Raw genomic sequence first — 24,876 nt, forward strand, 5'->3', positions numbered from 1 at the left:
CCGCTAGTGTCGAGACCGCCGGTACCCCTCCCCCGGAGCCTCACCTCATGACGACAGCGTTCCGTGCAGTGTTGGCCTTCGCGTTGCTGGCGGGCTTCTATGTTCTGGTCGGCCTGGTGCTGGCCGCCGCGGTGTTCTTCGATGTTCTCCTTTTCGTCAGATTCGGGGCCGCCGAGCTGAAGGTGGCGATCGTGCTGACGCTGGCCGCGGGCGCGCTGGTGCAGGCGCTGTTCATGGCGGGCAGGCGGCGCTCGGGCGAGCAGCCGGGCGTGTCGGTCACCCGCGAGCAGGAGCCGGTGCTCTGGCAGACGGTCGAGGACCTGGCCCTGCGGGTGCGCACCGCTCCGCCCGACGAGCTGCGCCTGGTCGCCGAGGTCAACGCCGCCGTGTCGGAGGACACCAAGATGCTGGGCCTGCGGGCCACCCGGCGCCGCATGTACATCGGGCTGCCGCTGCTGCAGCAGCTCACGGTGGACGAGATGCGCGCCGTGCTGGGGCATGAGCTCGGCCACTACAGCGGCGCGCACACCCGGTTGGGCGCGCCCGTCTACCGCGGGCGGGTGTCGCTGATCGCGACCGTGGCGGGCTTGTCCAACCACCCGTTCATCCAGCGGCTGTTCGCCCTGTACGCCAAGCTCTACCTGCGCGCCTCGCAGGCCGTGTCGCGACGGCAGGAGCTCGAGGCGGACCAGCTGGCGGTGGCGATCGGCGGCCGTCAGGCCACGAGCGAGGCGCTGCGCAAGATCCACGCCACCGCCGCCGCCTGGGACCTGTACGCCGGCAACTACCTCGCGCTGGCGGGCGTGGCGGGCGCGCGGCCGACGAAGGTCTTCGGCGGCTTCCGCGCCCTGATGGACGACCCGGTACGGCAGGCCGAGGTGGCCCAGGCGGGCGCCGAGCCGGAGCGGACCTCGCCCTACGACTCGCATCCGAGCCTGGCCGACCGGCTGGCCGCGATCGGGCACCTGCCCGAGCCCATGCTGGTGCCCGACCCCCGCCCGGCGCTGACCCTGCTGCGCGACCCGGACATGGCCGTGCAGGCCGTGGAGCACTCGCTGTGGACCGACGAGGCGCTGGCGCTGCGCGCGGTCTCCTGGGAGGAACTGGTGGCCGAGGGGACGTACTTCACCCGCAACGCCGAGGCGCTGCGCGACCTGGCCATGGCGGGCCAGAAGGTGATGGGCGCCACCAAGCCCTACCTGGACGCCGCCTTCGAGGCGATGGCCCGCGGGCAGCAGGCGGCGCTGGAGGCCGAACTGCGCGCCCTCGGCTGGAACCCGTCCGAGACGCTGCTGTCGGGCGTGCTCGTCCGGGCGCTGGAGGGCGTGCTCATCACGCACGGCCAGGCCCGCTGGCACCTGTCCTGGTCGGGCCCAGCCCGTCTGCTGTTCGACGACGGCGAGGAGGTACGGCTGGCCGAGTACGCCGCCCGGGTGGCGGGTGACTCCTCGGCCGTGCCCGGGTTGCGCGAGTGGCTCGGCAACCAGGGCGTGCCCTACGACTACGTGCCCGACTAACGGGTGTCGGAGTCGTTGCCCGTCAGCGCGGCCCTGCCTGCCTCCAGGCGTGCCACGGGGATCCTGAACGGCGAGCAGGAGACGTAGTCCAGTCCCGCCTCGTGGCAGAAGTGGACCGAGTCGGGGTCGCCGCCGTGCTCACCGCAGATGCCCAGGTGCAGGTTCGGGCGCGTGGCCCTGCCCTCGTCCGCGGCCAGCTTGACCAGGCGGCCGACGCCGTCACGGTCCAGGGTCTCGAACGGGGAGACGCCGAAGACGCCCAGCTCCAGGTAGCGGGAGAAGAACGCGGCCTCGACGTCGTCGCGGGAGAAGCCCCACGTCATCTGCGTCAGGTCGTTGGTGCCGAAGGAGAAGAACTCGGCCGCCTCGGCGATCTGCCCGGCGGTCAGCGCCGCCCGCGGCGTCTCGATCATGGTGCCGATCAGGGCGTCGACGCCCGTCTCGCGCAGGATCGAGGTGGCCTCCTCGCGGACCGCCTCCAGCTCCTGCACGGCCGCCACCAGCGGGATCATGATCTCCGGGCGGGCGCCCGGCACCTCGCGGGCCGCCTCGGCGATGGCCCGGACCTGCATCGCGAACAGCCCGGGGATGACCAGGCCGAGCCGTACGCCCCGCAGGCCCAGCATGGGATTCTGCTCGTGCAGCCGCTTGACGGCGGCCAGCAGCGTGCGGTCCTTGTCCGAGGCGTCCCCCGTGGCCACCTTGATCGAGAGCTCGGTGAGGTCGGGCAGGAACTCGTGCAGCGGCGGGTCGATCAGCCGGATCGTCACCGGCAGCTCGTCCATGGCGCGGAAGATGCCGATGAAGTCCTGCTTCTGCAGGGGCTCCAGGGCGTCCAGCGCGGCCTGCCGTTCCTTGTCGTCGGAGGCCAGCACCAGGTCCTCCACGAGCTGCCTGCGCTCGCCCAGGAACATGTGCTCGGTACGGCACAGCCCGATGCCCTGGGCGCCGAAGCGGCGGGCGCGGGCGGCGTCCTCGGGCGCGTCGGCGTTGGCCCGCACGCGCAGGCGGCGTACCTCGTCGGCCCTGCGCATGATCCGGTCGACGGCCTTGACCAGTTCGTCGTCGACCTGGCGGCCCTCGAAGTACTCGACCACGGGCGGGTCCATGACCGCGACCTCGCCGAGGAACACCTCGCCGGTGCTGCCGTCGATGGAGATCACGTCGCCCTCGTTGACGACGACGCCCTCGGGGGCGGTGAAGCGCAGTTCCTTGGCCGAGACGTCGAGCTGCTCGGCGCCGCAGACGCAGGTCTTGCCCATGCCGCGGGCCACCACGGCGGCGTGCGAGGTCTTGCCGCCGCGGCTGGTCAGGATGCCGCGCGCGGCGATCATGCCGGACAGGTCGTCCGGGTTGGTCTCGCGGCGTACCAGGATGACGTCCTCGCCCCGCGCGGCGAGCTCGACCGCGCGCTCGGAGGAGAAGACGGCTTTGCCCACGGCGGCGCCGGGCGAGGCGTTCATGCCCTGGGTGATCTTCCTGCGTTCCGCGGACGCGTCGAAGCGCGGGAACATCAGCTGGGCGAGCTGGTCGCCCGTGACGCGGGTGACGGCCTCGTCCAGGCCGATCAGGCCCTGGTCGACGAGCTGGGTGGCGATGCGGAAGGCGGCGGCCGCGGTGCGCTTGCCGACGCGGGTCTGCAGCATCCACAGCTTGCCGCGCTCGATGGTGAACTCGATGTCGCACAGGTCCCTGTAGTGGTTCTCCAGGGTCTCCATGATCTGCATGAGCTCGCCGTAGGAGCTCTTGTCGATCCGCTCGAGCTCCTGCAGCGGGATGGTGTTGCGGATGCCGGCGACCACGTCCTCGCCCTGGGCGTTCTGCAGGTAGTCCCCGTAGACGCCCTGGTGGCCCGAGCTCGGGTCGCGGGTGAAGGCGACGCCGGTGCCGGAGTCGGGGCCGACGTTGCCGAAGACCATGGCCACGATGTTGACCGCGGTGCCCAGGTCGGCGGGGATGCGCTCCTGGCGGCGGTAGAGGATGGCGCGTGGCGCGTTCCACGACTCGAAGACCGCCTGGACGGCCAGGCGCATCTGCTCGCGCGGGTCGGCGGGGAAGTCCCTGCCGGTCTGCTCGCGCACGACGCCCTTGTACGTCTCGACCAGGCCGCGCAGCTCGGCGGCGGTCAGGTCGGTGTCCTGGCGGGAGCCCTTGAGCGCGTCGAGGGCCTCTTCGAACAGCTCGCCCTCGACACCCAGGACGGTCTTGCCGAACATCTGGATGAGCCTGCGGTAGGAGTCCCAGGCGAAGCGCTCGTTGCCGCCGGCCTGCTTGGCCAGGCCCTGGACGGACTCGTCGTTGAGCCCGATGTTGAGGACGGTGTCCATCATGCCCGGCATGGAGAACTTGGCCCCCGAGCGGACGCTGACCAGCAGCGGGTCGTCGGCCTGGCCGAGTTTCCTGCCCATGCGCTCCTCGAGCGCGGCCAGGTGCCCGGCGACCTCGGCCTCGAGGCCGTCAGGGACGGCACCCTCCGCCAGATAGTGACGACATGCCTCAGTGGTGATCGTGAACCCGGGAGGGACGGGAAGCCCAAGGTTGGTCATCTCGGCAAGGTTGGCTCCCTTGCCGCCGAGCAAGTCCTTGAGATTCCTGTTGCCCTCGGTGAAGTCGTAAACGAACTTGGCCACCACAGCTCCAATCGACGCCTCTGACCCGGACTCTACAGGCGGTATTGATGATGAAACTGCACCCATCGGCTAACTCACCGTTTCCCCAGGTGAACCACCTATAACCGGTCTAATCCAATTAAAATTCTGGTGAGAGGCGAATTGGTTTATACCAATTGGTTTACACCAATTCTTGATATGCCGGAAGTGGAGGTGCAGAATCGGATCATCACCCCCACGGGAGGCGCCGATGGCCGCTCCTACCAAGCCGACGCGGCGGGAACGCCTGCTGGCCGGATCCGCGCGAGCGGCGCAGGGCACCGTGCTCTACGTGGACGAGCGGCTCCCGGGAGTGGGCCGCTGGTTACGCCCCAACCTGCGCAAACTCTTCCCGAGCCACTGGTCGTTCCTGCTCGGCGAGTTCGCGCTGTACTCCTTCGCGCTGCTCGTGCTGACCGGGACGTTCCTGACGCTGTTCTACAAGGCAGCCCCCGACGCGGCCTACGCCTCGGTCAGGGAGATCAGCCTCGAGGTGCGCGGCGGGTTGCTGCTGCGACAGCTGCACCACTGGTCGGCGACGATCTTCGTGCTGTCGATCGTGGCGCACCTGTTCCGCGTCTTCTTCACCGGCGCCTTCCGCAGGCCGCGCGAGCTGACCTGGATGCTGGGCGTGCTGCTGTTCACGCTGGCGCTGTTCGAGTCGTTCCTCGGGGTCTCGCTGCCGGCCGACCAGCTGGCCTTCTCCGGGCTGCGGGAGGCGCAGGGGCTGCTGCTGTCGATCCCGCTGGTGGGCTCCTACCTGTCGGCGTTCTTCTTCGGCGGCGAGTTCCCCGGGCAGGTGGTCGGGCGCCTGTTCGTCACGCACGTGCTGCTGGTGCCGGGCATCCTGCTGGCGGTCGCGCCGCTGCACGCCTTGGTCCTCACCTGGCGGCAGAAGCACACGGAGCGAAGGAGCTCGGGGGGAGAGCGAAGCGGTCGCGACCATCAGCACGAGCGCCGCATGCCGGACTCCTCGGAGTCGCAGGTGACGGGCGCACCGTTCTTCCCCTACTTCGCGATCAAGAACGGCGCGACGGCCATGTCCACCTTCGCGGCCATCGCGCTGCTGGCCACGTTCGTGACGGTCAATCCGGTGTGGGAGCACGGCCCCTACCGGCCGGGCGCGGTGCCGCCGTCGGCGCAGCCGTTCTGGTACTTCGGCGTGCTGGAGGGGGCGCTGCGGCTGGTGCCGCCCTGGGAGATCGTCGTGGGCGGGTACGTGCTGCAGGTCGGGCTCTGGATCCCGATGCTGGTGCTCGGCGGGTTCTTCACGGTGCTGCTGCTGTACCCGTTCCTGGAGCGGCGGGTGACCAGTGACGGCGGCTACCACCACCTGCTCGACCAGCCCCGCCAGGCGCCCGTGCGGACCGCGCTGGGCATCGCGGTCATCACGTTCTTCACCGTGGTGTGGGCGGCGACCTGGTTCTCGGAGATCCCCGGGGATCCGCATGCGCCTGCGCCGCCGCTGCTGGCACCCCATGATGTGTACGTGACGATCATCTGGTCCCTGCGCGCGGCGGCCTTCGTCTTACCGGCCGCCGCCTACGCCGCCACGCTCGCCTACTGCCGGAGGCGTGCCCGGTGACCGACTGGCACCCGCCCGACTCCGTCCCTCCCGACGACCCCCCACCCACAACCTGGCCCTCCCCCGCCCCCACGGAAGCCACCTGGAGCACCCCGAGTGCGGCCTGGTCCACCGCACCACCGGGGAGCGCTCCCCCGCCGGGGACCTTTCCACCGCCGGGGGTGGCCCCACCGCCGGGGACCACCCTTTCGCCAGAGACTGCCCCTCCTGGCACGGTTCCGCCTTCACTGCCTTGGACCACCGCGACACCAGGGACGGTCCCGCCTCCATCGCCGTGGACCACCGCGACACCAGGGACGGTCCCGCCATCACCGCCGTGGACCACCGCGACACCAGGGACGGTCCCGCCTCCATCGCCGTGGACCACCGCGACACCAGGGACGGTCCCGCCATCACCGCCGTGGACCACTCCGACGCCTGGGGCGGTCCCCGCGCACGGGTGGGGCGCTGTGCCTGGTGGGCCGGGTTCCGTGCCGCCGCGGCGGGGCCGGGCGGGGCTCGTCGTGGGAGTGGTCGTGTCCGTGGCCGTGCTGCTGGTGGCGGGGCTGTCGGTGCTGATGGTCAAGGCGGTCGAGCGCGTGGGCGCCATGCCGGACCCGGCCACCTCGGCTCCGCCGTACACCCCCTCGGAGGAGCCGTCGGGCGTGTATCTCGACGACCTGACGACCGGCGACTGCGCCAACGGGCTGTACCGCGACGAGGACACGATCACCGACGTCACGGTGGTCGTGTGCACCGGCCCGCACGAAGGGGAGTTCCTGGCCCGCGTCGTCCTGCCCAACGGCAGGTGGATGGGCGAGAGCGCCTCCGAGCGCATGACGGACTCTCTGTGCGAGAGGTACGCGGGCACCCTCATCCGCAGCGGCACCACCGCCGGCGAATCCGTGACCGCGCTCAACTTCTACCCCACCAAGGAGGGCTGGCCCGACGACCGCAGCGGCCTCTGCTTCGCCGTCCACAAACGCGACGACGGCACCAAACTCGCCGCCCCCATCCGCCGCTGACCCCCCGCGACACCTTCGTGATCAAGCCCTGCCATCCTCCACACCATGCGTTCGCGAAGGACCTGGGCCGTCGCCACAGCCGTGCTGACGACCTGCCTCACCACCGCCTGCACAGCCGGTACGGCCCAGCCGCCCCCCACGATCCCGTCCACCCCACCGTCCGCGGCCCCCGTGGCTTCGGTCCCGGCGAAACCGGGCGAGGAGCGCTGGTATCCAACCGATCTACGCCCAGGCGACTGCGTGAAATCCATCGCCGGTGACCAGTTGGTGACGCTGGTGCCGTGCGCCCGTCCGCACATCGCCGAGTTCGCCGCCGTGTACGTCCTCCCGGACGGCCCCTGGCCGGGCTACAACGAAGTCCAGCGCATGGCGGAGAACGGATGCCTACCCCGCGTCCACATCAAGGAGTCGCGACACGCGACAGTGGGCGTGAGCGAAATCCTCCCCTTCGAGACCACCTGGCCGCGCTCCCGAACCGCCTACTGCCTGGCCGTCCCAGCCGCCGGCGGCACCATGCGCGGCCACGCCCTCGCATACTGACCACTCCGAACATCCCCCTGCAGCCTCCCGCGTCACCGGGTGGTCTCGGCGTATCCGTGGGGTCAGGCTAGGTTCGCCATCACGGTGACCGTGAGGTGGACCCTCACATGGGTACCGAGGGTCGGCAGCGTACTTCAGTGGAAACGGGTGAGCGCAGCGAACGCCTCGGACCAGGGCGGGCTCCAGCCGGGAAGAAATCCAGGTGGGCAACGGGTGGGACCCTAAAGCACGGGTGAGCGCAGCGAACGCCTCGCAGCAGGGCGGGCCCCAACGCGGAAGAAATCCAGGCGGGCAACGGGTGGGACCCTAAAGAACGCGAACGCCTTGTCTTTGGGGTCCCACCCGGGGTGGGTCAGTCGTTGAGGTGGGTGCGGAGGTAGGGCTCGACCTGGTCGAGGGAGATGCGCTGCTGCTCCATCGTGTCGCGCTCGCGGATCGTGACCGCCTGGTCCTCGAGCGTGTCGAAGTCGACCGTGATGCAGAACGGCGTGCCGATCTCGTCCTGGCGGCGGTAGCGGCGGCCGATGGCCCCGGCGTCGTCGAACTCGACGTTCCAGCGCTTGCGCAGCTGGGCGGCCAGGTCGCGGGCCTTGGGCGACAGGTCGGCGTTGCGGGACAGCGGCAGCACGGCGACCTTGACCGGCGCGAGGCGGTGGTCGAGGCGCATGACCGTGCGCTTCTCCATGACGCCCTTGGCGTTGGGCGCCTCGTCCTCGGTGTAGGCGTCGAGCAGGAACGTCAGCGTGGCCCGGTCGACACCGGCCGCGGGCTCGATGACGTAGGGCACGTAACGCTCGCCGGTGTCCTGCTCGAAGAACGACAGGTCGACCCCGGAGGCCTGCGAGTGGGCGGTCAGGTCGAAGTCGGTGCGGTTGGCGATGCCCTCGAGCTCACCCCACTCGGCACCGGCGAAGTTGAAGCGGTACTCGACGTCCACGGTGCGCTTGGCGTAGTGGGACAGCTTCTCCTTCGGGTGCTCGAAGAGCCGCAGGTTGTCCTTGTTGATGCCCAGGTCGGAGTACCAGCGGTAGCGCTCGTTGATCCAGTAGTCGTGCCACTCCTCGTCGGTGCCGGGCTTGACGAAGAACTCCATCTCCATCTGCTCGAACTCGCGGGTGCGGAAGATGAAGTTGCCCGGCGTGATCTCGTTGCGGAACGACTTGCCGATCTGGCCGATGCCGAACGGGACCTTCTTGCGCGCCGACTGCTGCACGTTGAGGTAGTTGATGAAGATGCCCTGCGCGGTCTCCGGCCGCAGGTAGGCCAGGCCGGACTCGTCCTCGACCGGGCCGAGGAAGGTCTTCAGCAGGCCGCTGAACTGCTTGGGCTCGGTGAAGGCGCCCTTGGTGCCGCAGTTGGGGCAGGTGATGTCGGCCAGGCCGTGCTCGGGCGACCTGCCGTTCTTCTCCTCGTAGGCCTCGATGAGGTGGTCGGCGCGGAAGCGCTTGTGGCAGGACTGGCACTCGGTCAGCGGGTCGGTGAAGGTCTCGACGTGGCCGCTGGCCTGCCACACCTCGCGGGCCAGGATGACGCTGGAGTCGAGGCCCACGACGTCGTCGCGGGACTGGACCATGGCCAGCCACCACTGCCGCTTGACGTTGTTCTTCAGCTCGACGCCCAGCGGACCGTAGTCCCACGACGCCCGCAGACCTCCGTAGATCTCGCTCGACGGGTAGACGAGCCCGCGGCGCTTGGCGAGGCTGACGATGGTGTCCATGACGTCTGTACGGCGTGCCATGTTGGTTGGGTCTCTTTCCGGCTGGAGGTCGGCGAGGGCTAATGGATGAGATCCCAGCTTAGGGGACTCGCGGCGGCCCTCGCGCGCGACTATTCCTCTTGTCCGGAAACGTAAACGTCCTCGAAGGCACTCGGCTCGTTGACCATGAGGATCATCAGCGGGTACATCACCATCCGCGCGGCCGAGAGTGCGCGCCGGTAGAAGCCCGCACCCTCCCACTCGCTGACCAGCGCCCACAGGTTGGGCTCGTCGACGGATCGGGCCAGCCTGCCGCGCCGGAAACCCGGTTCTCCGGCCAGCGTGTCGAGGATGACGTGGGCCTGCTTGATGAAGTCCTGCGACTGAGACTCTGGCACGGTGTAACGGATGACGGCGAGCACCCGCCCAAGCTTAGAGTGCCAGCAGCGCCGCCACCGGCGGACAGGTCAGGTAGGCCTTGGCGCGATGGAAGTCCAGAACGCCGATGCTGACCGGCTTCTCCTGCTCCACCCCGTCGAAGCGGGTCTCGAGCTGTTTGGGCACGGCCACGAGATCGCCTCTGTCGGCGACGTTCACCCACCTGCGGACGCCGGGCGGCCTGGCCCCCTTCCCGTCGAGCGGCGCCGGCCTGAGCCGGTCGAAGACCACCTGCCGGGCGCCGAGCGGGCTGCCCATCGTCACCAGCAGGTCCAGCTCGAGCGAGGGGTCGGCCCACAGCGCCTCGTAGGCGGCCACGCTGCCGAGCGAGTGGGCGACCACCACGCGCGTTCCGCTGCGCCGTACCTGCTGGGTGACGAGGTCGACCACCTCGTCGCGGACGCCGTCGGAGTGGTAGGCGGCCACCTCGCGCACGAACCGGGTCACGCTTCCTCGAGCGGGAGTCCGGCAGGCAGCGCACGCGGGTCCGCTTCTGGACCAAGCCCAGGGTGCGGACCTACGCGATCGCCGTCACCTTGTTGATCATGGTCACGCTGGGGGTGTGCGTGCTGGTGCTGGCCGATCTTGTGCCCGACAGCACGGGGCTGCGGGTGGCGATCTGCGTGGCGGTGCTGGTCGCGCTCGCGACGCTGGCGACCAGGATCTGGGTAGACGTGGTCCTCGCGACCAGGGATTAGGCTCACGCCCGTGGCTCCACGTGAGAACTCCTTCCGCAAGGCCGTCGAGGCGCGCAGCGCGACGCCGATGGTTTACCTGTCCACGCAGCTGCCCCGCTGGGTGGTCCCGGTACTGCTGGTGATCCTGCTGCTGGCGGGACTGGCGGTCACCAACCCGCTCGGCGCGCTGGCCGTGCTGCCCGTGCTGGCGTTCGTGTGCTGGCTGGCCTACCTGTCGTGGCCGACCATCGGCGTCGGCGGCAGGATCCTGCGGATCGTGGTGATCGCCTTCCTGCTGGCGCTCATCGCCACCCGGCTCGGAGCGTTCTGAATTCGAGGATTTTGACAATCGTTTTCATTTTCTCCATACTCGGGGGTGTGATGTCCAGAACGCCCCTTATCGGCATGGCGGCCGCGGCCCTCGCCCTCGTGACGACCACCGCGGCCTGCGGCTCCGGCGCCGCCGAGACCTCAGCGGGCGGACGACCCAACGTGGTCGCCGCCTTCTACCCGCTGCAGTGGCTCACCGAGCAGGTCGGGGGCTCGGACGTCAAGCTGTCCGTTCTCACCGCGCCGGGCGTCGAGCCGCACGATCTGGAGCTGGGCGCGCAGCAGGTGGCGATGCTGGACGCGGCGGCGCTGACCGTCTACGTCAAGGGCGTGCAGCCCGCCGTCGACGACGCGGTCGCCCAGTACGGCGCCGACAAGGGCTTCGACGCCGCCACCGCGGTCAAGACGATCCCCCTGACGGACACGTCCGAGACCGCCGGCGTCAGCTACGACCCGCACGTCTGGCTCGATCCCTCGCGCATGGCCACGGTCGCCACCAAGCTGGGCGAGCGCCTGGCCACCGCCGACCCCGCGCACGCCCAGGCCTACAAGGACCGCGCCGCCAGGACGGCCGCGGCGCTCGGCGCCCTCGACCAGGACTACGCCAAGGGCCTGGCCACCTGCCGGACCAAGACGCTGGTCACCAGCCACCAGGCGTTCGGCTACCTGGCCGACCGCTACCACCTCAAGCAGGTCGGCATCACGCTGGATCCCGAGCAGGAGCCCTCGCCCACCCGCATCCTCGAGGTCGCCAAGCTGGCCAAGGACGAGGGCGTCACCACGATCTTCACCGAGTCGCTGGTCAGCCCCAAGGTGGCCGAGGTGCTCGCCAACGAGGTCGGAGCCAAGACCCAGGTGCTCGACCCGCTGGAGAGCAAGCCCGACGGCGACTACCTGTCGGCGATGCGCAAGAATCTGGAGTCCTTGAAGTCAGCACTGGGGTGTTCATGACGGAGACCGCATTCCAGATGGTCGGCGGCCGGGTGACGCTGGACGGCCGCGAGATCCTGCGCGGCATCGACCTGACGATCTGCCCCGGCGAGGTCGTCGCCGTCCTGGGGGCCAACGGCTCCGGCAAGTCCACGCTGGTGCGCGCCCTGCTCGGCCTCACCCCGCTCTCGGGCGGCAAGACCCTCCTGTACGGCAGGCCACCGGCGAAGTTCCGCGACTGGTGGCGCATCGGCTACGTGCCGCAGCGGCTCAACGTGGGCGGCGGCGTGCCCGCCACGGTCCGCGAGGTCGTGGCCTCAGGCCGGGTCGCCAGGCAGAAGCGGCTGCGCCGTACGAGCTCCGCGGACAGGACCGCGGTGACCGAGGCGCTCGAGGCCGTGGCGCTGTCGCACCGGGCCTCCGACCCGGTCCAGTCGCTGTCGGGCGGGCAGCAGCAGCGGGTGCTCATCGCCCGCGCGCTGGCGGGAGAGCCCGACACCTACGTCATGGACGAGCCCACCGCCGGCGTGGACTCCGAGTCGCAGCAGCTGCTGGCCGACACCCTGGCCACGCTGGTGCGCGACGGCAGGACCATCGTGCTGGTCGCGCACGAGCTCGGCCCGCTCGAGCCGCTGATCACCCGCGGCGTCGTGGTGCGCGACGGGCAGGTCGGCCACGACGGCAGGCCACCGCAACCGGAGGGCGACTGCGCCCGGCCGGGCCATCAGCACGTCCACCCGCACGCGGCAGGCGCTTCGGCGGGACCGCTCAGGGGTTGGCAGGGGGAAGCGCCGTGATCGAGCTGCTGCAGACCGACATCCTTCAGCGGGCGCTGATCGCCGCCGTGCTGATCGGGCTGTGCGCGCCGGCCGTAGGCACGTTCATCGTGCAGCGCAGGCTGGCGCTGCTCGGCGACGGCATCGGCCACATCGCGCTGACCGGCGTGGCGCTCGGCTTCCTGACCCAGACAGCGCCCGTGATCACCGCCGTGCTCGTCTCGGTGGCGGGCGCCATCGTCATCGAGCTGGTCAGGGCGCGCGGGCGCACCAGCGGCGACGTGGCGCTGGCCCTGCTGTTCTACGGCGGCATCGCCGGCGGCGTCATGCTCATGAGCATCTCGCCCGGCGGCAGCAGCACCAAGCTCAACTCCTACCTGTTCGGCGCGATCGCGCTGGTCTCCGAGCAGGACCTGTGGATCATCGGCGGGCTCGCCGTCGCGGTGATCGGGGTCGTGGTGGTCTTCGGCAGGGAGCTGTTCGTGCTCTGCCAGGACGAAGAGATGGCCAAGGCCAGCGGGCTGCCCGTGCGGATGCTCAGCATGGTCATCGCGGTGACCGCGGCGCTGACCGTCGTCATCGCCATGCGCGTGGTCGGGCTGCTGCTGGTCAGCGCGCTGATGGTGATCCCGGTGGCGACCAGCCAGCAGTTCACCCGCGGCTTCCGCTCCACGATGGCGCTGGCCATGGTGTTCGGCGTGCTCGCCGCCGTGGGCGGGCTGCTCGGCTCGACGCTCTCCACCAGGGTGCCGCCCGGCGCCGCGATCGTTCTGGTGGCCCTGGCAGGCTTCGTGGCGGCCCTCGGTGTGGGTAGATTCGTACGGCGGGGCAGAACACGGGAACCGGCCGTAAGCCCGCGCCCCAGCATGCGGATGGAGGAGGTCACATGAGCGAGCATTCAGCCGTGTTCACGCTCATGGGACCAGCGGAGGTGGTCATATGAGCGTGAGACGTGATGCCGTGCACGACACCCTCCGCCAGAGCGAGGGGTTCCGCAGCGCTCAGGACGTCTACGCCGAGATGCGCCAGCACGGCGCCAAGATCGGCCTGACCACCGTCTACCGGGCGCTGCAGGCGCTGGCCGACGGCGGCCAGGTCGACGTGCTGCGCACCGACGAGGGCGAGTCGGTCTACCGCGCCTGCGCCAGCGGCGACCATCACCACCACCTGGTGTGCCGGCGCTGCGGCCGCACCGTGGAGGTCGCAGGGCCCGCCGTCGAGCGCTGGGCCGACCTGGTCGGCAGCGAGCACGGCTTCACCGACATCACTCACACGGTCGAGGTCTTCGGCACCTGCGCCGGATGCGCACTCACGGAAACCGTTGCTTGACGTGTGATCAATTCTGATCACACGTCAAGCAGCCGTGACCTTACGGTCCGACGTTCCCCGCTTCCGGGGTTCCCGCTTCAGCGCCGACCGCTCACCGGGGGTGGGTCTTACATCGGCTCCACGGGCGTTTTGCGTCTCCCCGCAACTCTGGGCGACGTCGATCTTCGCCGCAAGGGCGGCGAGGTTGTGTGCGGCGTTCAGGTCCCGGTCCAGGGTCAGGCCGCACGTCTCACAGTGAAAGATCCGGACTCGCAGCGCCAGCTTGGCTTTCACCGCGCCGCAACCCGAACACGTCTTGGAGGAGGGAAACCATCGATCGGCCAGCACCAGGACGCCGCCGTTCCATGCCGTCTTGTAGATGAGTTGACGCCGCAGTTCACCCATGCCCGCATCGGCGATCGACCGGGCCAGGCGACGGTTTCCGAGCATGCCGACCACGTTCAGATCCTCGGCCACCACCGTCCCATAGGTGCGTACCAGTCGGATGGTGAACTGGTGCAGCCCATCACGGCGTTGCGCGGCAATGCGCGCATGTGTGCGGGCCAGCGCTGCTCGGGCCGTACGCCAGCGCTTGGAGGGCTCACGGTGGCCGCCCGCGGAGGTGCGCGGGCCTTGACGGCGAGCCAGCACCCTGCTCCGCCTACGCAGTGTGCGCATTGCCACCCGAAGATGCTGAGGGTTGGGGACGGTTTCGCCTGTGGACAGCACCGCTAGCGCCTTCACTCCCACATCCACCCCGACCACCGCGTCCGGCTTGGCGGGCACACGCTCAGCCCGCTCTACCTGGACGTTGAGGCTGACGTGCCACCGGCCGGCCTCGAAGACCGCCGCGGCGGCGAGGATGCGCCCGGTGCCGCGCTCGAGATGGCGGGCCAGTTTGCGGGTGGATTCGCACGTCTTGATCGTCCCGAGCCGTGGCAGCGTCACATGCCGCCGGTCAGGCTCCACCCGGATCACGCCGGTGGTGAACCTGCACGACGGCCGGGATCGGTGCCGGACCTTGAGCCGGGGAAACCCCACCCTCGTGCCCTTACGCGTGCCGTCACGAGAGGCCGACCAGTTGCGCAGTGCGGCCACCAGGTTGGCCAACCCGGTGTTGAACGCCTCCTTCGAACATTCGCCCCACCACGGTGCCACCTCAGCCTTGGCCCGATTCCAGCGGCGGCGCAGGCTGTAGAGGTTCCACGCCACGGCTGGCGTGAGCAACTCCTCAGCGATTCCGTAGGAACGCTCGGCCGCGCGCTGGCCAAGATTCGCCTTGACAAGGGCCAGGCCCCAGTTGAACGCGAACCGTGCGGCCCCGCAGTTCGACCGCAGCGCCCGCTCCTGGGCCTGCGTCGGGGCCAGCGCGTACCGGTAGGCCTGAATCACCGCCGCACCTCACTTTCAACCCCGTCTCGGGCGCGACCCCGACGTCCTCACATTCGAGGGCCGGTCCAGTCTCCTACGGACCAGCTTTCGAACTCTAGAGCGAGGAAGGACAAAGATTCCCCGGCAACCGCCGGACATATCCCACCATCACGCTCCGCTCATTGGTGGGTACCTCCATATCCAACCGAGCCCCAGCAGGCCCAGAACCCCCTGCGCCCGCATGGCGCACAAACACATCCGCATGATGCCGTTCGCCGACGAAAACCCGTACGACTGCTGGCCCCGGGCACCCCGATGGAGAGATACGCTGACGCTAGAACCGGGTCCGACAGGAGTCAACATGCCGTTTGGCCATGACATGGCGTATTCGCTGGCCTCAGCAGTCGAGCTGGTCAACACCTCACCGGCGACCGGCGGCGAGGAGGGTCTGGCCGATCTGTCCGACCTGCAGGCATTCGTGGAATCCCAGCAGGTGAGCGGCGTGGCCGTGCTCACCACGCGAGACCTCGGGCAGGTGCGGATGATCCGCGACGCCTTCCACCGCGTCTTCACCGCGCCCGACCAGCCCACGGCCGTGCGCCTGCTCAACGCGCTGCTCTCGGACACGCGCATCACGCCCCGCCTCACCGAGCACGACGGGCACCCGCTGCACGTGCACTACTTCGCGCCCGGCTCCACGCTGGCCGAGCACCTGGCCGCCGACTACGGGGTCGCGCTCGCGCACCTGCTGGTGGAGGGCGAGTGGGAGCGGCTGCGCACCTGCTCGGCGCCCGACTGCGACCGCGTGTTCGTCGACGAGTCCCGCAACAGGTCCCGCGTCTACTGCGACAGCCGCACCTGCGGCAACCGCATGCACGTCGCCGCCTACCGAGCCCGCCGACGGGGATAGCTCTTTCAGGGTGCTTTCGGGCCTTTTGTTGTACGGCGAGGCCGCCGCCACCGGCCGCCCGCCGTACTACGGCTGAGGGCCCGCGCCCGGCGCTTCCGGCGAGTCGGTGCCGTTTGCCCGCCGCCACGGCGCTTCGTCATCCAGGCACCACGGCCCCCCTCACCGCCGCACAGCGCGCCGGACCACCACCGCACTCCCTCCTCACCGCCCCCGGCGCGAAAACCCCGTACGCGAGCCCTGACGCCTCGGCACCCCCGATCCCGGCGCCCACGATCTCGGTGCCCCTGATCCCGGCGCTCACGATCCCGGTGCCCCTGATCCCGGCGCTCACGATCTCGGTGCCCTCGGTCTCGGCGCTCACGATCTCGGTGCCCCTGATCCCGGCGCTCACGATCCCGGCACCCCCGATCCCGGCGCTCACGATCTCGGCGCTCACGGTCTTGGCGGTTCCGGGTGGCGCTTGCGGTCCCGAGGGGTTTCAGGCGCCGGGTCGGTGGGGTGTGGGTCGGCGAAGATCGGCGCCAGGTACGGCGCGAAGCCGTGGCCGGGCGCGCCACGAGAACCGAGCGCCGTGACGGCGAGTCAGCGGCGCCGACTCGCCGGAAGCGCCGGGCACAGGCCGCGAGCCGTAGTACGGCAGGCGGCCGGTGGCGGGGGCCCGCCGTACACGAGAGGAAGAGCTCTCATCCAGAAGAGGAAGGCGGTCGGATCGCGTCGAGGAGGAGGGGGAGGTAGCGGGTGTGGTGGTCGGTGGCCAGGGCCATGATGACGAGGGCGGCCAGGTCGCGGGGTTCGAGGTCGGGGCGGACCTGGCCGAGGCGCTGGGCGGCCGTGAGGGCCTCGCCGAGCGGGGCGAGGAAGCGCAGGGCGATGTCGATGGTCAGGGCGTGCGACTCGCGGGCGGCGGCCAGCAGTGGGCGGTGGGTGGCCAGGGTCGCGACCGTGGCCGTCAGGGCCGTGCACAGCCCCTCCCAGGGATCGTCCGCCTGGCGGGCGGCCTGGGCCAGGGGCTCGATCTCCTCGGCGAAGTAGGTCTCGAAGGCCGCGCCGACGAGCGTGTCCCTGTCGCCGAAGCGCCGGTAGACGGTGGCGATGCCGACCCCGGCGCGCCGCGCGACCTCCTCGAGCGACACCTCGGGCCCCTGCTCCCGCAGGGCCTCGATGGTCGCTCTGGCGATCCTGCCGCTGTTGCGCAGCGCGTCGGAACGGGTCGGCACGCCTAACCTCACCAGGTGTCGGAACGGGTCGGTACGCCTGAACTCACCAGGCCGCCTCGAGCGAGGACAGGCCGAAGACGACGGAGAAGGCGCGGAACTGCGGCTCGGGCCCCGCCAGGCGCAGCCCGGGAAAGCGCCGCAGCAGCGCGGGAAAGGCCGTCCGCATCTCCATGCGCGCGAGCGGCGCGCCCAGGCAGTGGTGGATGCCGTGGCCGAAGGCCAGGTGGCCGGGCGCGCCCCTGGCGATGTCGAGCCGCTCGGGGTGGTCGACGAAGGCGGGATCCCGGTTGGCCGTCGGCAGCGCGCACAGCACCAGTTGCCCCTCGGGGATCGCCTGCCCGGCGATCTCCACGTCGGTGGTGGTGACCTTGGCCGTGCCCGAGTGGACGATGCTCAGCCAGCGCAGCAGCTCCTCCACCGCCGCCTCGACCAGCTCGGGCCGGTCGCGCAGCAACTGGAGCTGGTCGGGGTGACGCAGCAGGGCCAGCGTGCCGAGGCCGAGCATGTTCGAGGTGGTCTCGTGCCCGGCGATCAGCAGCAGGTTGCCGATGCCGACCAGCTCCATGGCCGACAGGTCGCCGCCGTGCTCGCGCACCAGCATGCCGAGCAGTTCCTCGCCGGGATCGGCCATGACGCGCTCGACCAGCTCGGCCATGTAGGCGCGCGACTCGCGCTGCGCGGCCATCCGCTGCTCGGGCGGCAGGCTCACGTTCAGCAGCGTGCCGGTCCTGCGCTGGAAGTCGCCCCTGTCCTCGTACGGCACGCCGAGCAGGTCGCAGATCACCAGCGAAGGGATCGGCAGCGCGAAGGAGGAGACCAGGTCGGCGGGTGAGCCCGCCGCCTCCATGGCGTCGAGGTGCTCCTCGACGATCCGCGACACGAGCGGCTCCAGGCGCCGCATCCTGCGCAGCGTGAACTCCGGCGACAGGAACTTGCGCAGCCGGGTGTGCTCGGGCGGGTCGAAGGCCAGCAGGTTGCCCGCCCGCATCTCCTCCAGCTCCTGGTCGGTCATGTCCCTGGCGGTGGCCAGTTGGACCATGCGCTGGCGGGCGTTGCTGTAGGTGTCGTGGTCGCTGAGGACGGCTCGCACGTCGGCGTAGCGGGTGACCAGCCAGGCGTCGATGCCCCACGGGGTGGCGACCTTGCTGACGCCTTCATCCTCGCGGAGCCTGGAGAGTTCGGGGGCCGGGTCGAAGCCGGCCCTGGACATGTGCAGCGGTACTTGCGTTGACTCGCTCACCCAGAAAACGATAGCAACCTATCGTTTCGCGGGAAATACCTCGTTCGGCACCGCGCCGCCGTACCGCCTGTCGCGCTTGGCGAAGATCTCGCAGGCCTCCCACAGGTCGCGGCGGTCGAAGTCGGGCCACAGGCGGTCGAGGAAGACCATCTCGGCATAGGCCGACTGCCACAGCAGGAAGTTGGAGAAGCGCTGCTCGCCGGAGGAGCGCACGAACAGGTCGACGTCCGGGATCTCGGGCTCGTCCAGGTAGCGGCGGAAGGTCTTCTCGTTGACCTTGCCCGGCTTGACCCGCCCGGCGGCGATGTCCTGGGCCAGCTTGACGGCGGCGTCGACGATCTCGGACTGGCCGCCGTAGTTGACGCAGAACTGCAGGGTCAGCTTGCTGTTGCCGACGGTCATCCCCTCGGCCGTCTGCAGCTCGGAGATCACGCTCTTCCACAGCCGGCCGGGCCTGCCCGCCCAGCGCACCCGCACGCCCATGGCGTTGAGCTCGTCGCGGCGGCGGCGGATGACGTCGCGGTTGAAGCCCATGAGGAAGCGGACCTCGTCGGGCGAGCGCTTCCAGTTCTCCGTGGAGAAGGCGTAGGCGCTCAGGTACGGGACGCCGAGCTCGAGCGCGCCCTCGATGACGTCGAACAGCGACGCCTCGCCCGCCTTGTGCCCCTCGGTGCGCGGCAGGCCGCGCTGCTTGGCCCAGCGGCCGTTGCCGTCCATGACGATCGCCACGTGCCTGGGCACCAGGTCACGCGGGATCGGCGGCGGCGTCGCGCCGGAGGGATGCGGTGAGGGGGGACGAACGTTCACACAGGTTCTCTCTCTACGTGACGGAGTGAGCGGATGCCGTGTTCCAGGTGCCACTGCAGGTAGGCGGCCACCAGGCCGCTGCACTCGCTGCGGTGGCGGGGCTGCGAGGCGTCTGCCGTGGCCCAGTCGCCGCGCAGCAGCGCCGTCATCAGGCCGAGCGTCTCGGCCGCGGGCACCACGGACCCGGCGGGCTTGCACGCGCCGCACACCACGCCACCCGCGACGATGGCGAAACCTCTGACCGCGGGCGCCTGGCACTTGGCGCACGCCTCGAGCGCGGGAGCGTAGCCCGCCACGGCCAGCGAGCGCAGGAAGTAGGCGTCGAGCACCAGCCTGGCCTCGTGCTCGCCGTCGGCCAGCGTGCGCAGCCCGCCCACCAGCAGCAGGAACTGCCGTAGCGCGGGCTCCTTCTCGCCGTGGGTGAGCCGGTCGGCGGTCTCCAGCATGGCGCTGCCCGAGGTGTAGCGCGGGTAGTCGGTCGCCAGGGCCTCGCCGTACGGCCTGATCGTCTCTGCCTGGGTGACGACGTCGAGGCTGCGGCCGACGTGGAGCTGCAGGTCGACGTGGGTGAAGGGTTCGAGCCGCGCCCCGAAGCGCGAGGTCGTGCGGCGCACGCCCTTGGCGACGGCCCGCACCTTGCCCGTGCGCTTGGTCAGGACGGTGATGATCCGGTCCGCCTCGCCGAGCTTCTGCGTGCGCAGGACAACGCCTTCGTCACGGTAGAGACTCACTTACTCATCTTAGGGCCGCACAGGGGTGGAGCGACTTTGCGCAACCCTCACTAGACTTTGACGTCTGTCCCCGCATCACCCGTTGTTCAACCCCCCGCAACTGCCTCGAAAGGGAGTCATGACCCGCGTGGTCCTGCTGGGCGCCTCGCCCGGCCCCGACACTCCGACCGGCTTGAGGCTGGCCGCACTGCCCGGTAATCCCACGGTTGCCGAGCGGCTGCGCGGACAGCTCCTCTCCCTGGATCCGCAGCCCGTCACGATCGACCCCTCCGACGTGCCGGGCGCGCTGCGCGCACTGGCCGAGGTCGCCGAGTCCACAACGGACAACCTCTTCATCATCCCTGAGAACTCGGTCATCCACGACGAGCTGATCTACCAGATCACCAAGGCCAAGCGCGCCGCGCTTGCGCTCGTCGCCAAGGAGCCGAGACCCGAGGGCGAGGAGGCGCTGGAGGACAGCATCCCGATCGAGGAGGCCGACCCCGAGATCGGCCACGCCACCCTCGAAGGCCTGCCCGTGCGCGCCCGCGCGGGCAAGTCCAGGGTGGTCTCGGTCGGCACCGCCAACCACGCGGTCACCCGGCCCAACACCGCGCTGCTCGGCCCGCTGCACGTCGGCCAGCGCAACCTGCCGATCCTGGCCGAGACCTGCAGGGCGCTGGCCGAGATGAGCTTCGGCGCCGACGACGACTTCGTCCAGCTGGTGGTGTTCGGCCTGGTGCGCAATGGCGTGTCGGTCGGCATCCGCGGCCGCCGCGACCTGTTCTACCGCCGGGTCACCACCCAGGAGGAGGTCAACGAGGCCGGCGCCGAGATGTCCGGCATGGACGAGGACCGGGCCAGGCTCGACAACGCGGTCAAGGGCGCCGACGGCTTCTTCACCACGTACTTCGTCTCGACCTACTCCCGCTTCATCGCCCGGTGGGCTGCCAGGCGCGGGCTGACGCCCAACCAGGTCACGCTGATCTCGATCGTGCTGGGCGTGCTGGCGGCCGCGAGCTTCGCCACCGGGCAGCGGCCGTTCATGGTGCTGGGCGGGCTGCTGATCTACTTCGCGTTCGTCTTCGACTGCGTCGACGGACAGGTCGCCCGCTACGCCAGGAAGTTCGGCGTGCTGGGGGCGTGGCTGGACGCCACGTTCGACCGCTTCAAGGAGTACGTGGTCTTCGCCGGGCTGGCGGTCGGCTGGGTGGTCTCCGGCAACGGCGACGACATCTGGATCCTGGCGCTGGCCGCGATCTCGCTGCAGTCGGTCAGGCACCTGCTCGACTTCTCCTTCGGCATCTCCAACCGCCGCAAGCCGCCCGCGCTGCTGCCCACCCTCGCCCTCGACGCGCCCAGCGACAAGCCGCTGCGCAAGGCGCTGGAGAAGCGCAAGGTCGAGCGCAGCCAGGGCATCAGGGGCCTGCTGAAGATGTGGACCAAGGCCGGCCGCTTCCGCGCCGTCCACTGGGCCCGCAAGATGGTCGTGTTCCCCATCGGCGAGCGGTTCGCGGCCATCGCGATCACCGCCGCCCTCTTCGACGCCCGCATCACCTTCCTCACGCTGGTGATCTGGGGTTCCGTCGCCGCCGCTTACACCCTCACCGGACGCGTCATGAGGTCACTCGCATGATCACCCACCCGGCCAGCATCTCCACGCCCGCCCCCGACCCGGACGAGGAGCGCCGGCGCGTCCAGACGGCCAGGCTGCTCGCCTACCGCGACGACGGGCCGCTCGTGCACGCGCTCGGCCCCCGGCTCGGCAAGGGCCTGCCGCCCGTTCCCGCCACGCTCGTGGCTCTGATCGCGGTCATCGCCCTGCAGGTGTCCGGGGTGCTCAAGCCCGGGCCGATCCTGCTGCTCCCCGTGCTGATCGTGGTGCTGCTCGTGCTGCCCACCGCGCCCCGTGACCACCTGGGGCGCCTCGACTGGCTCACGCCCCCGTTGCTGCGCGGCACCGAGTTCCTGACGATCATCGTGGTGGGGCTCGCCTCCGACGCGCCCAAGTGGCTGCTGTTCGTCCTGGTCTACGTGGTCGGCTACCACACCTACGACACGGTCTACCGCACGCGGCAGAGCATCTGGCCGCCGGCCTGGGTGTTCCACGCCGGGCTCGGGTGGGAGCTGCGGCTGCTGATCATCGGGGTGGGGGCCGCGCTGGGGTGGCTCACGCCGGTGCTCGCCGTCCTGACCGCCTACCTGTTCGTGCTGTTCGCGGTCGAGAGCGTGAACAGCTGGGTGCGGCTCGACAAGGCCTCCGCTCAGGCAGGGGCCGACGCCGAGCAGGACCTGGAGGCCTCGCCGGAAGACGCCCAGGAGGCCGCCACCGGGGAGGCCGAGCGCGGCTGACCTCTCGTACGGCGGGCGGTGGGGACCGCCGGTCGCGCAGCGCCTTCAGGGGGAAGGCCGCTGACCCGCATCGAGGCCGGGCACCGTCACGGTGCCCGGCCTTTCGCATGCCCGGGATCGACATGTCAGTAGATTTCGGGGATCGCGCGCTTAGGCTGGGATGCAGGCACGCTTCGGGTCTAGCCGGGAGACGCGGATGGCGCTCTGGTCACGGCTGTTCACGCGGGGGACGAACGAACGGGACGCCGCGTATCGGCAGGGTGCGCGCGATGCCAGGCAGCACCCGTTAGGCGAGTTCACCGATCCCGAGTCACAACCCGCCTACGTCTCCGAGTTGCGGGCCCGTGCCCGGCGGCGCGTGGCCGAGATCGACGGGGATCTCGTGGCCCGCCGTACCGCGCTGCTGGGTCAGGCCGCCGGGGCTCGCGAGACCATCCTGCGCGAACTGTCGCGGCCCGGTCTGGAGCCCGTCAACGGCCATCAGCCACCCGCCGCGACGGCCGGCGAGGACGCGTTCATCTCGATCGCCGAGGCCCGCAGGCGGCGCGAGGAACGCAGGCGCCAGGACGTGCTGCGCGCGGCCGGCGACGCCGTCCAGCGGGCGCGCACGCGGATCGAGCAGCTCTCCCAGGAGTGGCAGAGCGCGCTGGCCGAGCGGGAGCACGCCGTGGCCGCCGCGCAGGCGGAGGCCGACGTCCTGATCGCCGCCTACCGCAGCGGGGTGATGAGCGCCCATCCGCGCAGGGAGGAGCTGCCCCCGCTGTGGAAGGGCGAGGTCGCCGCCACCGCGCAGCCGCCCACGCTGACCGAGGGCACGCAGGAGCTCGGCCGCATCCTCCAGGACGTCGAGCACCGCATCGAGCTCTGGCACCACCAGGTACGGCCCGCCCTCCCCTCCCCGGAGGAGGCGTGATGCGGGCGGGCGCGGCACTGGTGGCGTTACTGCTGGTCGTGGGCGGGCTGGCGGGGTGCGGGACCGAGGCGAAGGCCGTGTGCGGCGCCGTGGTGGACTCCACGTCGTACGCGGAGCCCGCGACCTCACGCCAGGACGTGACCTCGAAGCTGCCCGCCTTCGCGCAGGGCTGCGACTGGATCGCGTTCGCGGCCGTGACGGGGAGCTCGGAGAGCAGCGCGTGCCGCCAGGACCCGGTGGCCATCGCCGCGACCAAGCAGGAGAACCCCAACGACAACCCCGTGGTCGAGGACAGGATCCGCGCCCACCGCGTCACCGAGGTGCTGCCGAGGGCGGTCAAGCTGTTCGACTGCCCGGCCGAGGGCCAGGGCTCCGACGTGCTCGGCGCGCTGCGCTACGTGGCCAAGCAGCTGGCCGCCCAGCGCCTGCCGGACAGGGCCCACCAGCTGATCGTCTTCAGCGACCTGATCAACAACCGCGGCGAGCTGAACATCAACAAGCTCGACCTCGGCGATCGGGCGAGAGCCGCCAAGATCAAGGAGCTCAAGGACGCCCATCTGCTGCCCGACCTGACCGGCTACGCCGTCACCGTCCACGGCTTCCTGCGCAACAAGACCTCAGGCCCCGACCGCTTCCCGCTGCTCGAGAGCTTCTGGAAGGAGGCCTTCGAGGCGGCCGGGGCGACGTCCGCCGACCTGCTCTAGCGGACCGGCCTGCGGCGCGACACGATGCGCTCCGCCCAGCTGGCCGCCTCGGGATCCCGCAGCCCCTCCACGACCCCGCCGAGGTAGGCGGTGGACAGGCTCTCGAAGCCGCTGTCCAGCTGCCTGACCCGGCCGGCGTGGCGGCGCTCGGCGGCCTGGACGTACTGGGCCACGCTCTCGGCGTAGCCTGCGTCGCCCTGGTAGGCGGCCTGGGCGCGGGCGCACGTGGCCGCCTCGAAGTCCCGCTTGGCGCGCAGCTCGCGCAGGCGGCGGTCGTTGGGGTTGTGCATCCTGCGGCCCAGGTCGGCGGCGATCAGCGCGGTGGCCACCAGCAGCGCCAGCAGCAGGATCATGGTGGGCAGCTGCCCGACGCCGTCGGAGGTGGGGCCGATGTTCTGCCCGTCCACCACGAGTGGCTTGACCAGGGCGTCGCGCCGCAGCACTGCCACCGCCCCGATCAGGCCGAGCCAGACCAGCGCGACGAACCCCAGCAGCCACCGGCCCCTGGCCGGGCTGCCCGCCTCCTGCCAGGCGCGGAACGCCCTGCCGTACATGTGCGGGGCGACCAGCATGATCAGGGCGGCGCCGGCGGCGAGCAGGGCGGTCATGGCGATGCTGTCACCCCAGTTGAGGATGACCTGGTACAGGATGGGCACCTCGACGATCAGGAGCAGGACCAGCAGCAGCGCGGCCGGCAGCCAGCGGCGCACGACGGGCCAGCGGCTGCCCGACAGCGCGATCGAGCTGGGGCGGCCGTCGCCAGGGCGCCTACTGGGCTGCTCCAGCTCGGCCAGGTGGCGGCGGGTGTCGTCCAGGGCCTGGCGGGCCTCGGCGAAGGCGCGCTGCGACTCGGCCAGCCTGATCTTCTGCGACTCGAACTCGGCGCGGGCGCGCTGCTGCTCGCGTTCCGCGCAGTCCTCGACCTTGGCCAGCTCGGCCAGGCGTTCGTCCTCCAGTTCGTGGAAGCGCGGCACGCTGCCGGTCTCCAAGGTCAGCGTGTCGATCTGGCCCTCGGCGGCGTGGCCGCGGCCCAGCTCCCTTTCCGCCGCGCGACGCTGCTGCCAGTCGGGGAGGTGGTAGAGGTCGCCGTCGTAGGCGACCGCGGGGGCGATGCGGACGACCTCGTCCGCGGGTGCGTCCTGCTTCCGGCGAGCCAAGCGCATCTGGCCTCCAACCCGGGATCTCCACGCTAATGCGGAACAA

26 protein-coding genes are annotated in these 24,876 nt (G+C 70.6%); 15 read left to right on the top strand and 11 right to left on the bottom strand.

Annotation, left to right across the window (positions count from 1 at the left end; all coding sequences use genetic code 11):
• The first annotated feature begins 47 nt into the window (after positions 1 to 47).
• Positions 48 to 1,517, top strand: a complete 1,470-nt coding sequence (locus KIK09_RS25990) for a M48 family metallopeptidase (protein WP_214321951.1) — start codon at positions 48 to 50, stop codon at positions 1,515 to 1,517.
• Here KIK09_RS25990 and ppdK read toward each other — a convergent pair.
• Positions 1,514 to 4,147 (bottom strand): pyruvate, phosphate dikinase, encoded by a 2,634-nt coding sequence (gene ppdK, locus KIK09_RS25995; RefSeq protein WP_214321952.1) that lies wholly within the window; start codon positions 4,145 to 4,147, stop codon positions 1,514 to 1,516. The genes KIK09_RS25990 and ppdK overlap by 4 nt on opposite strands.
• 229 nt (positions 4,148 to 4,376) lie before the next feature.
• Here ppdK and KIK09_RS26000 point away from each other — a divergent pair, with 229 nt between their 5' ends.
• The 3 genes from KIK09_RS26000 to KIK09_RS26010 all read left to right on the top strand — a co-directional run bounded on the left by KIK09_RS26000 (position 4,377) and on the right by KIK09_RS26010 (position 7,294).
• Positions 4,377 to 5,750: a cytochrome b gene (locus tag KIK09_RS26000; RefSeq protein ID WP_214321953.1), complete on the top strand. Its 1,374-nt coding sequence runs from the start codon at positions 4,377 to 4,379 to the stop codon at positions 5,748 to 5,750.
• A 515-nt stretch (positions 5,751 to 6,265) separates the two neighbouring features.
• Positions 6,266 to 6,754, top strand: a complete 489-nt coding sequence (locus tag KIK09_RS26005; RefSeq protein WP_214321954.1) for a hypothetical protein — start codon at positions 6,266 to 6,268, stop codon at positions 6,752 to 6,754.
• 45 nt (positions 6,755 to 6,799) lie between these two features.
• Entirely contained in the window at positions 6,800 to 7,294 is a 495-nt protein-coding gene (locus KIK09_RS26010; protein WP_214321955.1) for a septum formation family protein, read from the top strand.
• Positions 7,295 to 7,646: 352 nt separating this feature from the next.
• Here KIK09_RS26010 and KIK09_RS26015 read toward each other — a convergent pair whose 3' ends face one another.
• From KIK09_RS26015 to KIK09_RS26025, 3 genes are all read right to left on the bottom strand, one after another.
• A complete protein-coding gene (locus tag KIK09_RS26015) occupies positions 7,647 to 9,032 on the bottom strand; it encodes a glycine--tRNA ligase (RefSeq protein WP_214321956.1) in 1,386 nt (461 codons plus the stop codon).
• Positions 9,033 to 9,121: 89 nt separating this feature from the next.
• Positions 9,122 to 9,412 carry an antibiotic biosynthesis monooxygenase family protein gene (locus KIK09_RS26020; RefSeq protein ID WP_214321957.1) on the bottom strand — a complete coding sequence of 97 codons (291 nt, stop codon included), beginning with the start codon at positions 9,410 to 9,412 and terminating at the stop codon, positions 9,122 to 9,124.
• Between the two features lie 10 nt (positions 9,413 to 9,422).
• Positions 9,423 to 9,875 carry a hypothetical protein gene (locus KIK09_RS26025; RefSeq protein WP_214321958.1) on the bottom strand — a complete coding sequence of 151 codons (453 nt, stop codon included), beginning with the start codon at positions 9,873 to 9,875 and terminating at the stop codon, positions 9,423 to 9,425.
• Between the two features lie 62 nt (positions 9,876 to 9,937).
• Here KIK09_RS26025 and KIK09_RS26030 point away from each other — a divergent pair, with 62 nt between their 5' ends.
• From KIK09_RS26030 to KIK09_RS26055, 6 genes are read left to right on the top strand one after another with little or no spacing between them, the layout of a single operon-like run.
• Complete coding sequence (locus tag KIK09_RS26030) at positions 9,938 to 10,126, top strand: hypothetical protein (RefSeq protein ID WP_214321959.1); 189 nt, start codon at positions 9,938 to 9,940, stop codon at positions 10,124 to 10,126.
• A 10-nt stretch (positions 10,127 to 10,136) separates the two neighbouring features.
• Positions 10,137 to 10,436, top strand: coding sequence for a DUF6703 family protein (locus tag KIK09_RS26035; protein WP_214321960.1), 300 nt, complete (start codon positions 10,137 to 10,139; stop codon positions 10,434 to 10,436).
• A gap of 50 nt (positions 10,437 to 10,486) precedes the next feature.
• Positions 10,487 to 11,386, top strand: a complete 900-nt coding sequence (locus KIK09_RS26040) for a metal ABC transporter substrate-binding protein (protein ID WP_250573770.1) — start codon at positions 10,487 to 10,489, stop codon at positions 11,384 to 11,386.
• Positions 11,383 to 12,162, top strand: a complete 780-nt coding sequence (locus KIK09_RS26045; RefSeq protein WP_214321961.1) for a metal ABC transporter ATP-binding protein — start codon at positions 11,383 to 11,385, stop codon at positions 12,160 to 12,162. The genes KIK09_RS26040 and KIK09_RS26045 overlap by 4 nt, the downstream gene beginning before the upstream one ends.
• Positions 12,159 to 13,031: a metal ABC transporter permease gene (locus KIK09_RS26050; RefSeq protein WP_214321962.1), complete on the top strand. Its 873-nt coding sequence runs from the start codon at positions 12,159 to 12,161 to the stop codon at positions 13,029 to 13,031. The genes KIK09_RS26045 and KIK09_RS26050 overlap by 4 nt, the downstream gene beginning before the upstream one ends.
• Positions 13,032 to 13,080: 49 nt before the next feature.
• Entirely contained in the window at positions 13,081 to 13,470 is a 390-nt protein-coding gene (locus tag KIK09_RS26055; protein WP_214321963.1) for a Fur family transcriptional regulator, read from the top strand.
• Positions 13,471 to 13,494: 24 nt separating this feature from the next.
• Here KIK09_RS26055 and tnpB read toward each other — a convergent pair whose 3' ends face one another.
• The gene (gene tnpB, locus KIK09_RS26060) at positions 13,495 to 14,841 is read right to left on the bottom strand and encodes an IS607 family element RNA-guided endonuclease TnpB (protein ID WP_214321964.1); all 1,347 of its coding nucleotides are present in this window, start codon (positions 14,839 to 14,841) and stop codon (positions 13,495 to 13,497) included.
• A gap of 340 nt (positions 14,842 to 15,181) precedes the next feature.
• Between tnpB and KIK09_RS26065 the strand changes: the two genes are divergently transcribed.
• Positions 15,182 to 15,730: a CGNR zinc finger domain-containing protein gene (locus KIK09_RS26065; RefSeq protein WP_214321965.1), complete on the top strand. Its 549-nt coding sequence runs from the start codon at positions 15,182 to 15,184 to the stop codon at positions 15,728 to 15,730.
• A gap of 136 nt (positions 15,731 to 15,866) precedes the next feature.
• On the opposite strand, the gene KIK09_RS26070 is transcribed toward KIK09_RS26065, so the two are convergent.
• The 5 genes from KIK09_RS26070 to recO form a co-directional block, all read right to left on the bottom strand.
• Positions 15,867 to 16,166, bottom strand: a complete 300-nt coding sequence (locus tag KIK09_RS26070) for a hypothetical protein (protein ID WP_214321966.1) — start codon at positions 16,164 to 16,166, stop codon at positions 15,867 to 15,869.
• A gap of 247 nt (positions 16,167 to 16,413) precedes the next feature.
• Positions 16,414 to 16,947 carry a TetR/AcrR family transcriptional regulator gene (locus tag KIK09_RS26075; RefSeq protein ID WP_214321967.1) on the bottom strand — a complete coding sequence of 178 codons (534 nt, stop codon included), beginning with the start codon at positions 16,945 to 16,947 and terminating at the stop codon, positions 16,414 to 16,416.
• Between the two features lie 43 nt (positions 16,948 to 16,990).
• Positions 16,991 to 18,187: a cytochrome P450 gene (locus KIK09_RS26080; protein ID WP_308164292.1), complete on the bottom strand. Its 1,197-nt coding sequence runs from the start codon at positions 18,185 to 18,187 to the stop codon at positions 16,991 to 16,993.
• 18 nt (positions 18,188 to 18,205) lie between these two features.
• Positions 18,206 to 18,994 (bottom strand): isoprenyl transferase, encoded by a 789-nt coding sequence (locus KIK09_RS26085; protein WP_214321968.1) that lies wholly within the window; start codon positions 18,992 to 18,994, stop codon positions 18,206 to 18,208.
• Positions 18,991 to 19,725, bottom strand: coding sequence for a DNA repair protein RecO (gene recO, locus KIK09_RS26090; protein WP_214321969.1), 735 nt, complete (start codon positions 19,723 to 19,725; stop codon positions 18,991 to 18,993). The genes KIK09_RS26085 and recO overlap by 4 nt, the downstream gene beginning before the upstream one ends.
• 118 nt (positions 19,726 to 19,843) lie before the next feature.
• Here recO and KIK09_RS26095 point away from each other — a divergent pair, with 118 nt between their 5' ends.
• The 4 genes from KIK09_RS26095 to KIK09_RS26110 all read left to right on the top strand — a co-directional run bounded on the left by KIK09_RS26095 (position 19,844) and on the right by KIK09_RS26110 (position 23,673).
• Entirely contained in the window at positions 19,844 to 21,340 is a 1,497-nt protein-coding gene (locus tag KIK09_RS26095) for a CDP-alcohol phosphatidyltransferase family protein (RefSeq protein ID WP_214321970.1), read from the top strand.
• Entirely contained in the window at positions 21,337 to 22,056 is a 720-nt protein-coding gene (locus KIK09_RS26100) for a DUF5941 domain-containing protein (RefSeq protein ID WP_214321971.1), read from the top strand. Before KIK09_RS26095 ends, KIK09_RS26100 begins: the two co-directional genes overlap by 4 nt.
• 196 nt (positions 22,057 to 22,252) lie before the next feature.
• The gene (locus KIK09_RS26105; protein ID WP_214321972.1) at positions 22,253 to 22,969 is read left to right on the top strand and encodes a hypothetical protein; all 717 of its coding nucleotides are present in this window, start codon (positions 22,253 to 22,255) and stop codon (positions 22,967 to 22,969) included.
• A complete protein-coding gene (locus KIK09_RS26110; RefSeq protein ID WP_214321973.1) occupies positions 22,969 to 23,673 on the top strand; it encodes a hypothetical protein in 705 nt (234 codons plus the stop codon). Before KIK09_RS26105 ends, KIK09_RS26110 begins: the two co-directional genes overlap by 1 nt.
• On the opposite strand, the gene KIK09_RS26115 is transcribed toward KIK09_RS26110, so the two are convergent.
• Positions 23,670 to 24,836 (bottom strand): hypothetical protein, encoded by a 1,167-nt coding sequence (locus KIK09_RS26115; RefSeq protein ID WP_214321974.1) that lies wholly within the window; start codon positions 24,834 to 24,836, stop codon positions 23,670 to 23,672. The two genes, KIK09_RS26110 and KIK09_RS26115, sit on opposite strands and share 4 nt — an antisense overlap.
• Positions 24,837 to 24,876: the final 40 nt, after the last annotated feature.

The organism is Nonomuraea sediminis, assembly GCF_018531495.1.
GTDB lineage: Bacteria > Actinomycetota > Actinomycetes > Streptosporangiales > Streptosporangiaceae > Nonomuraea > Nonomuraea sediminis.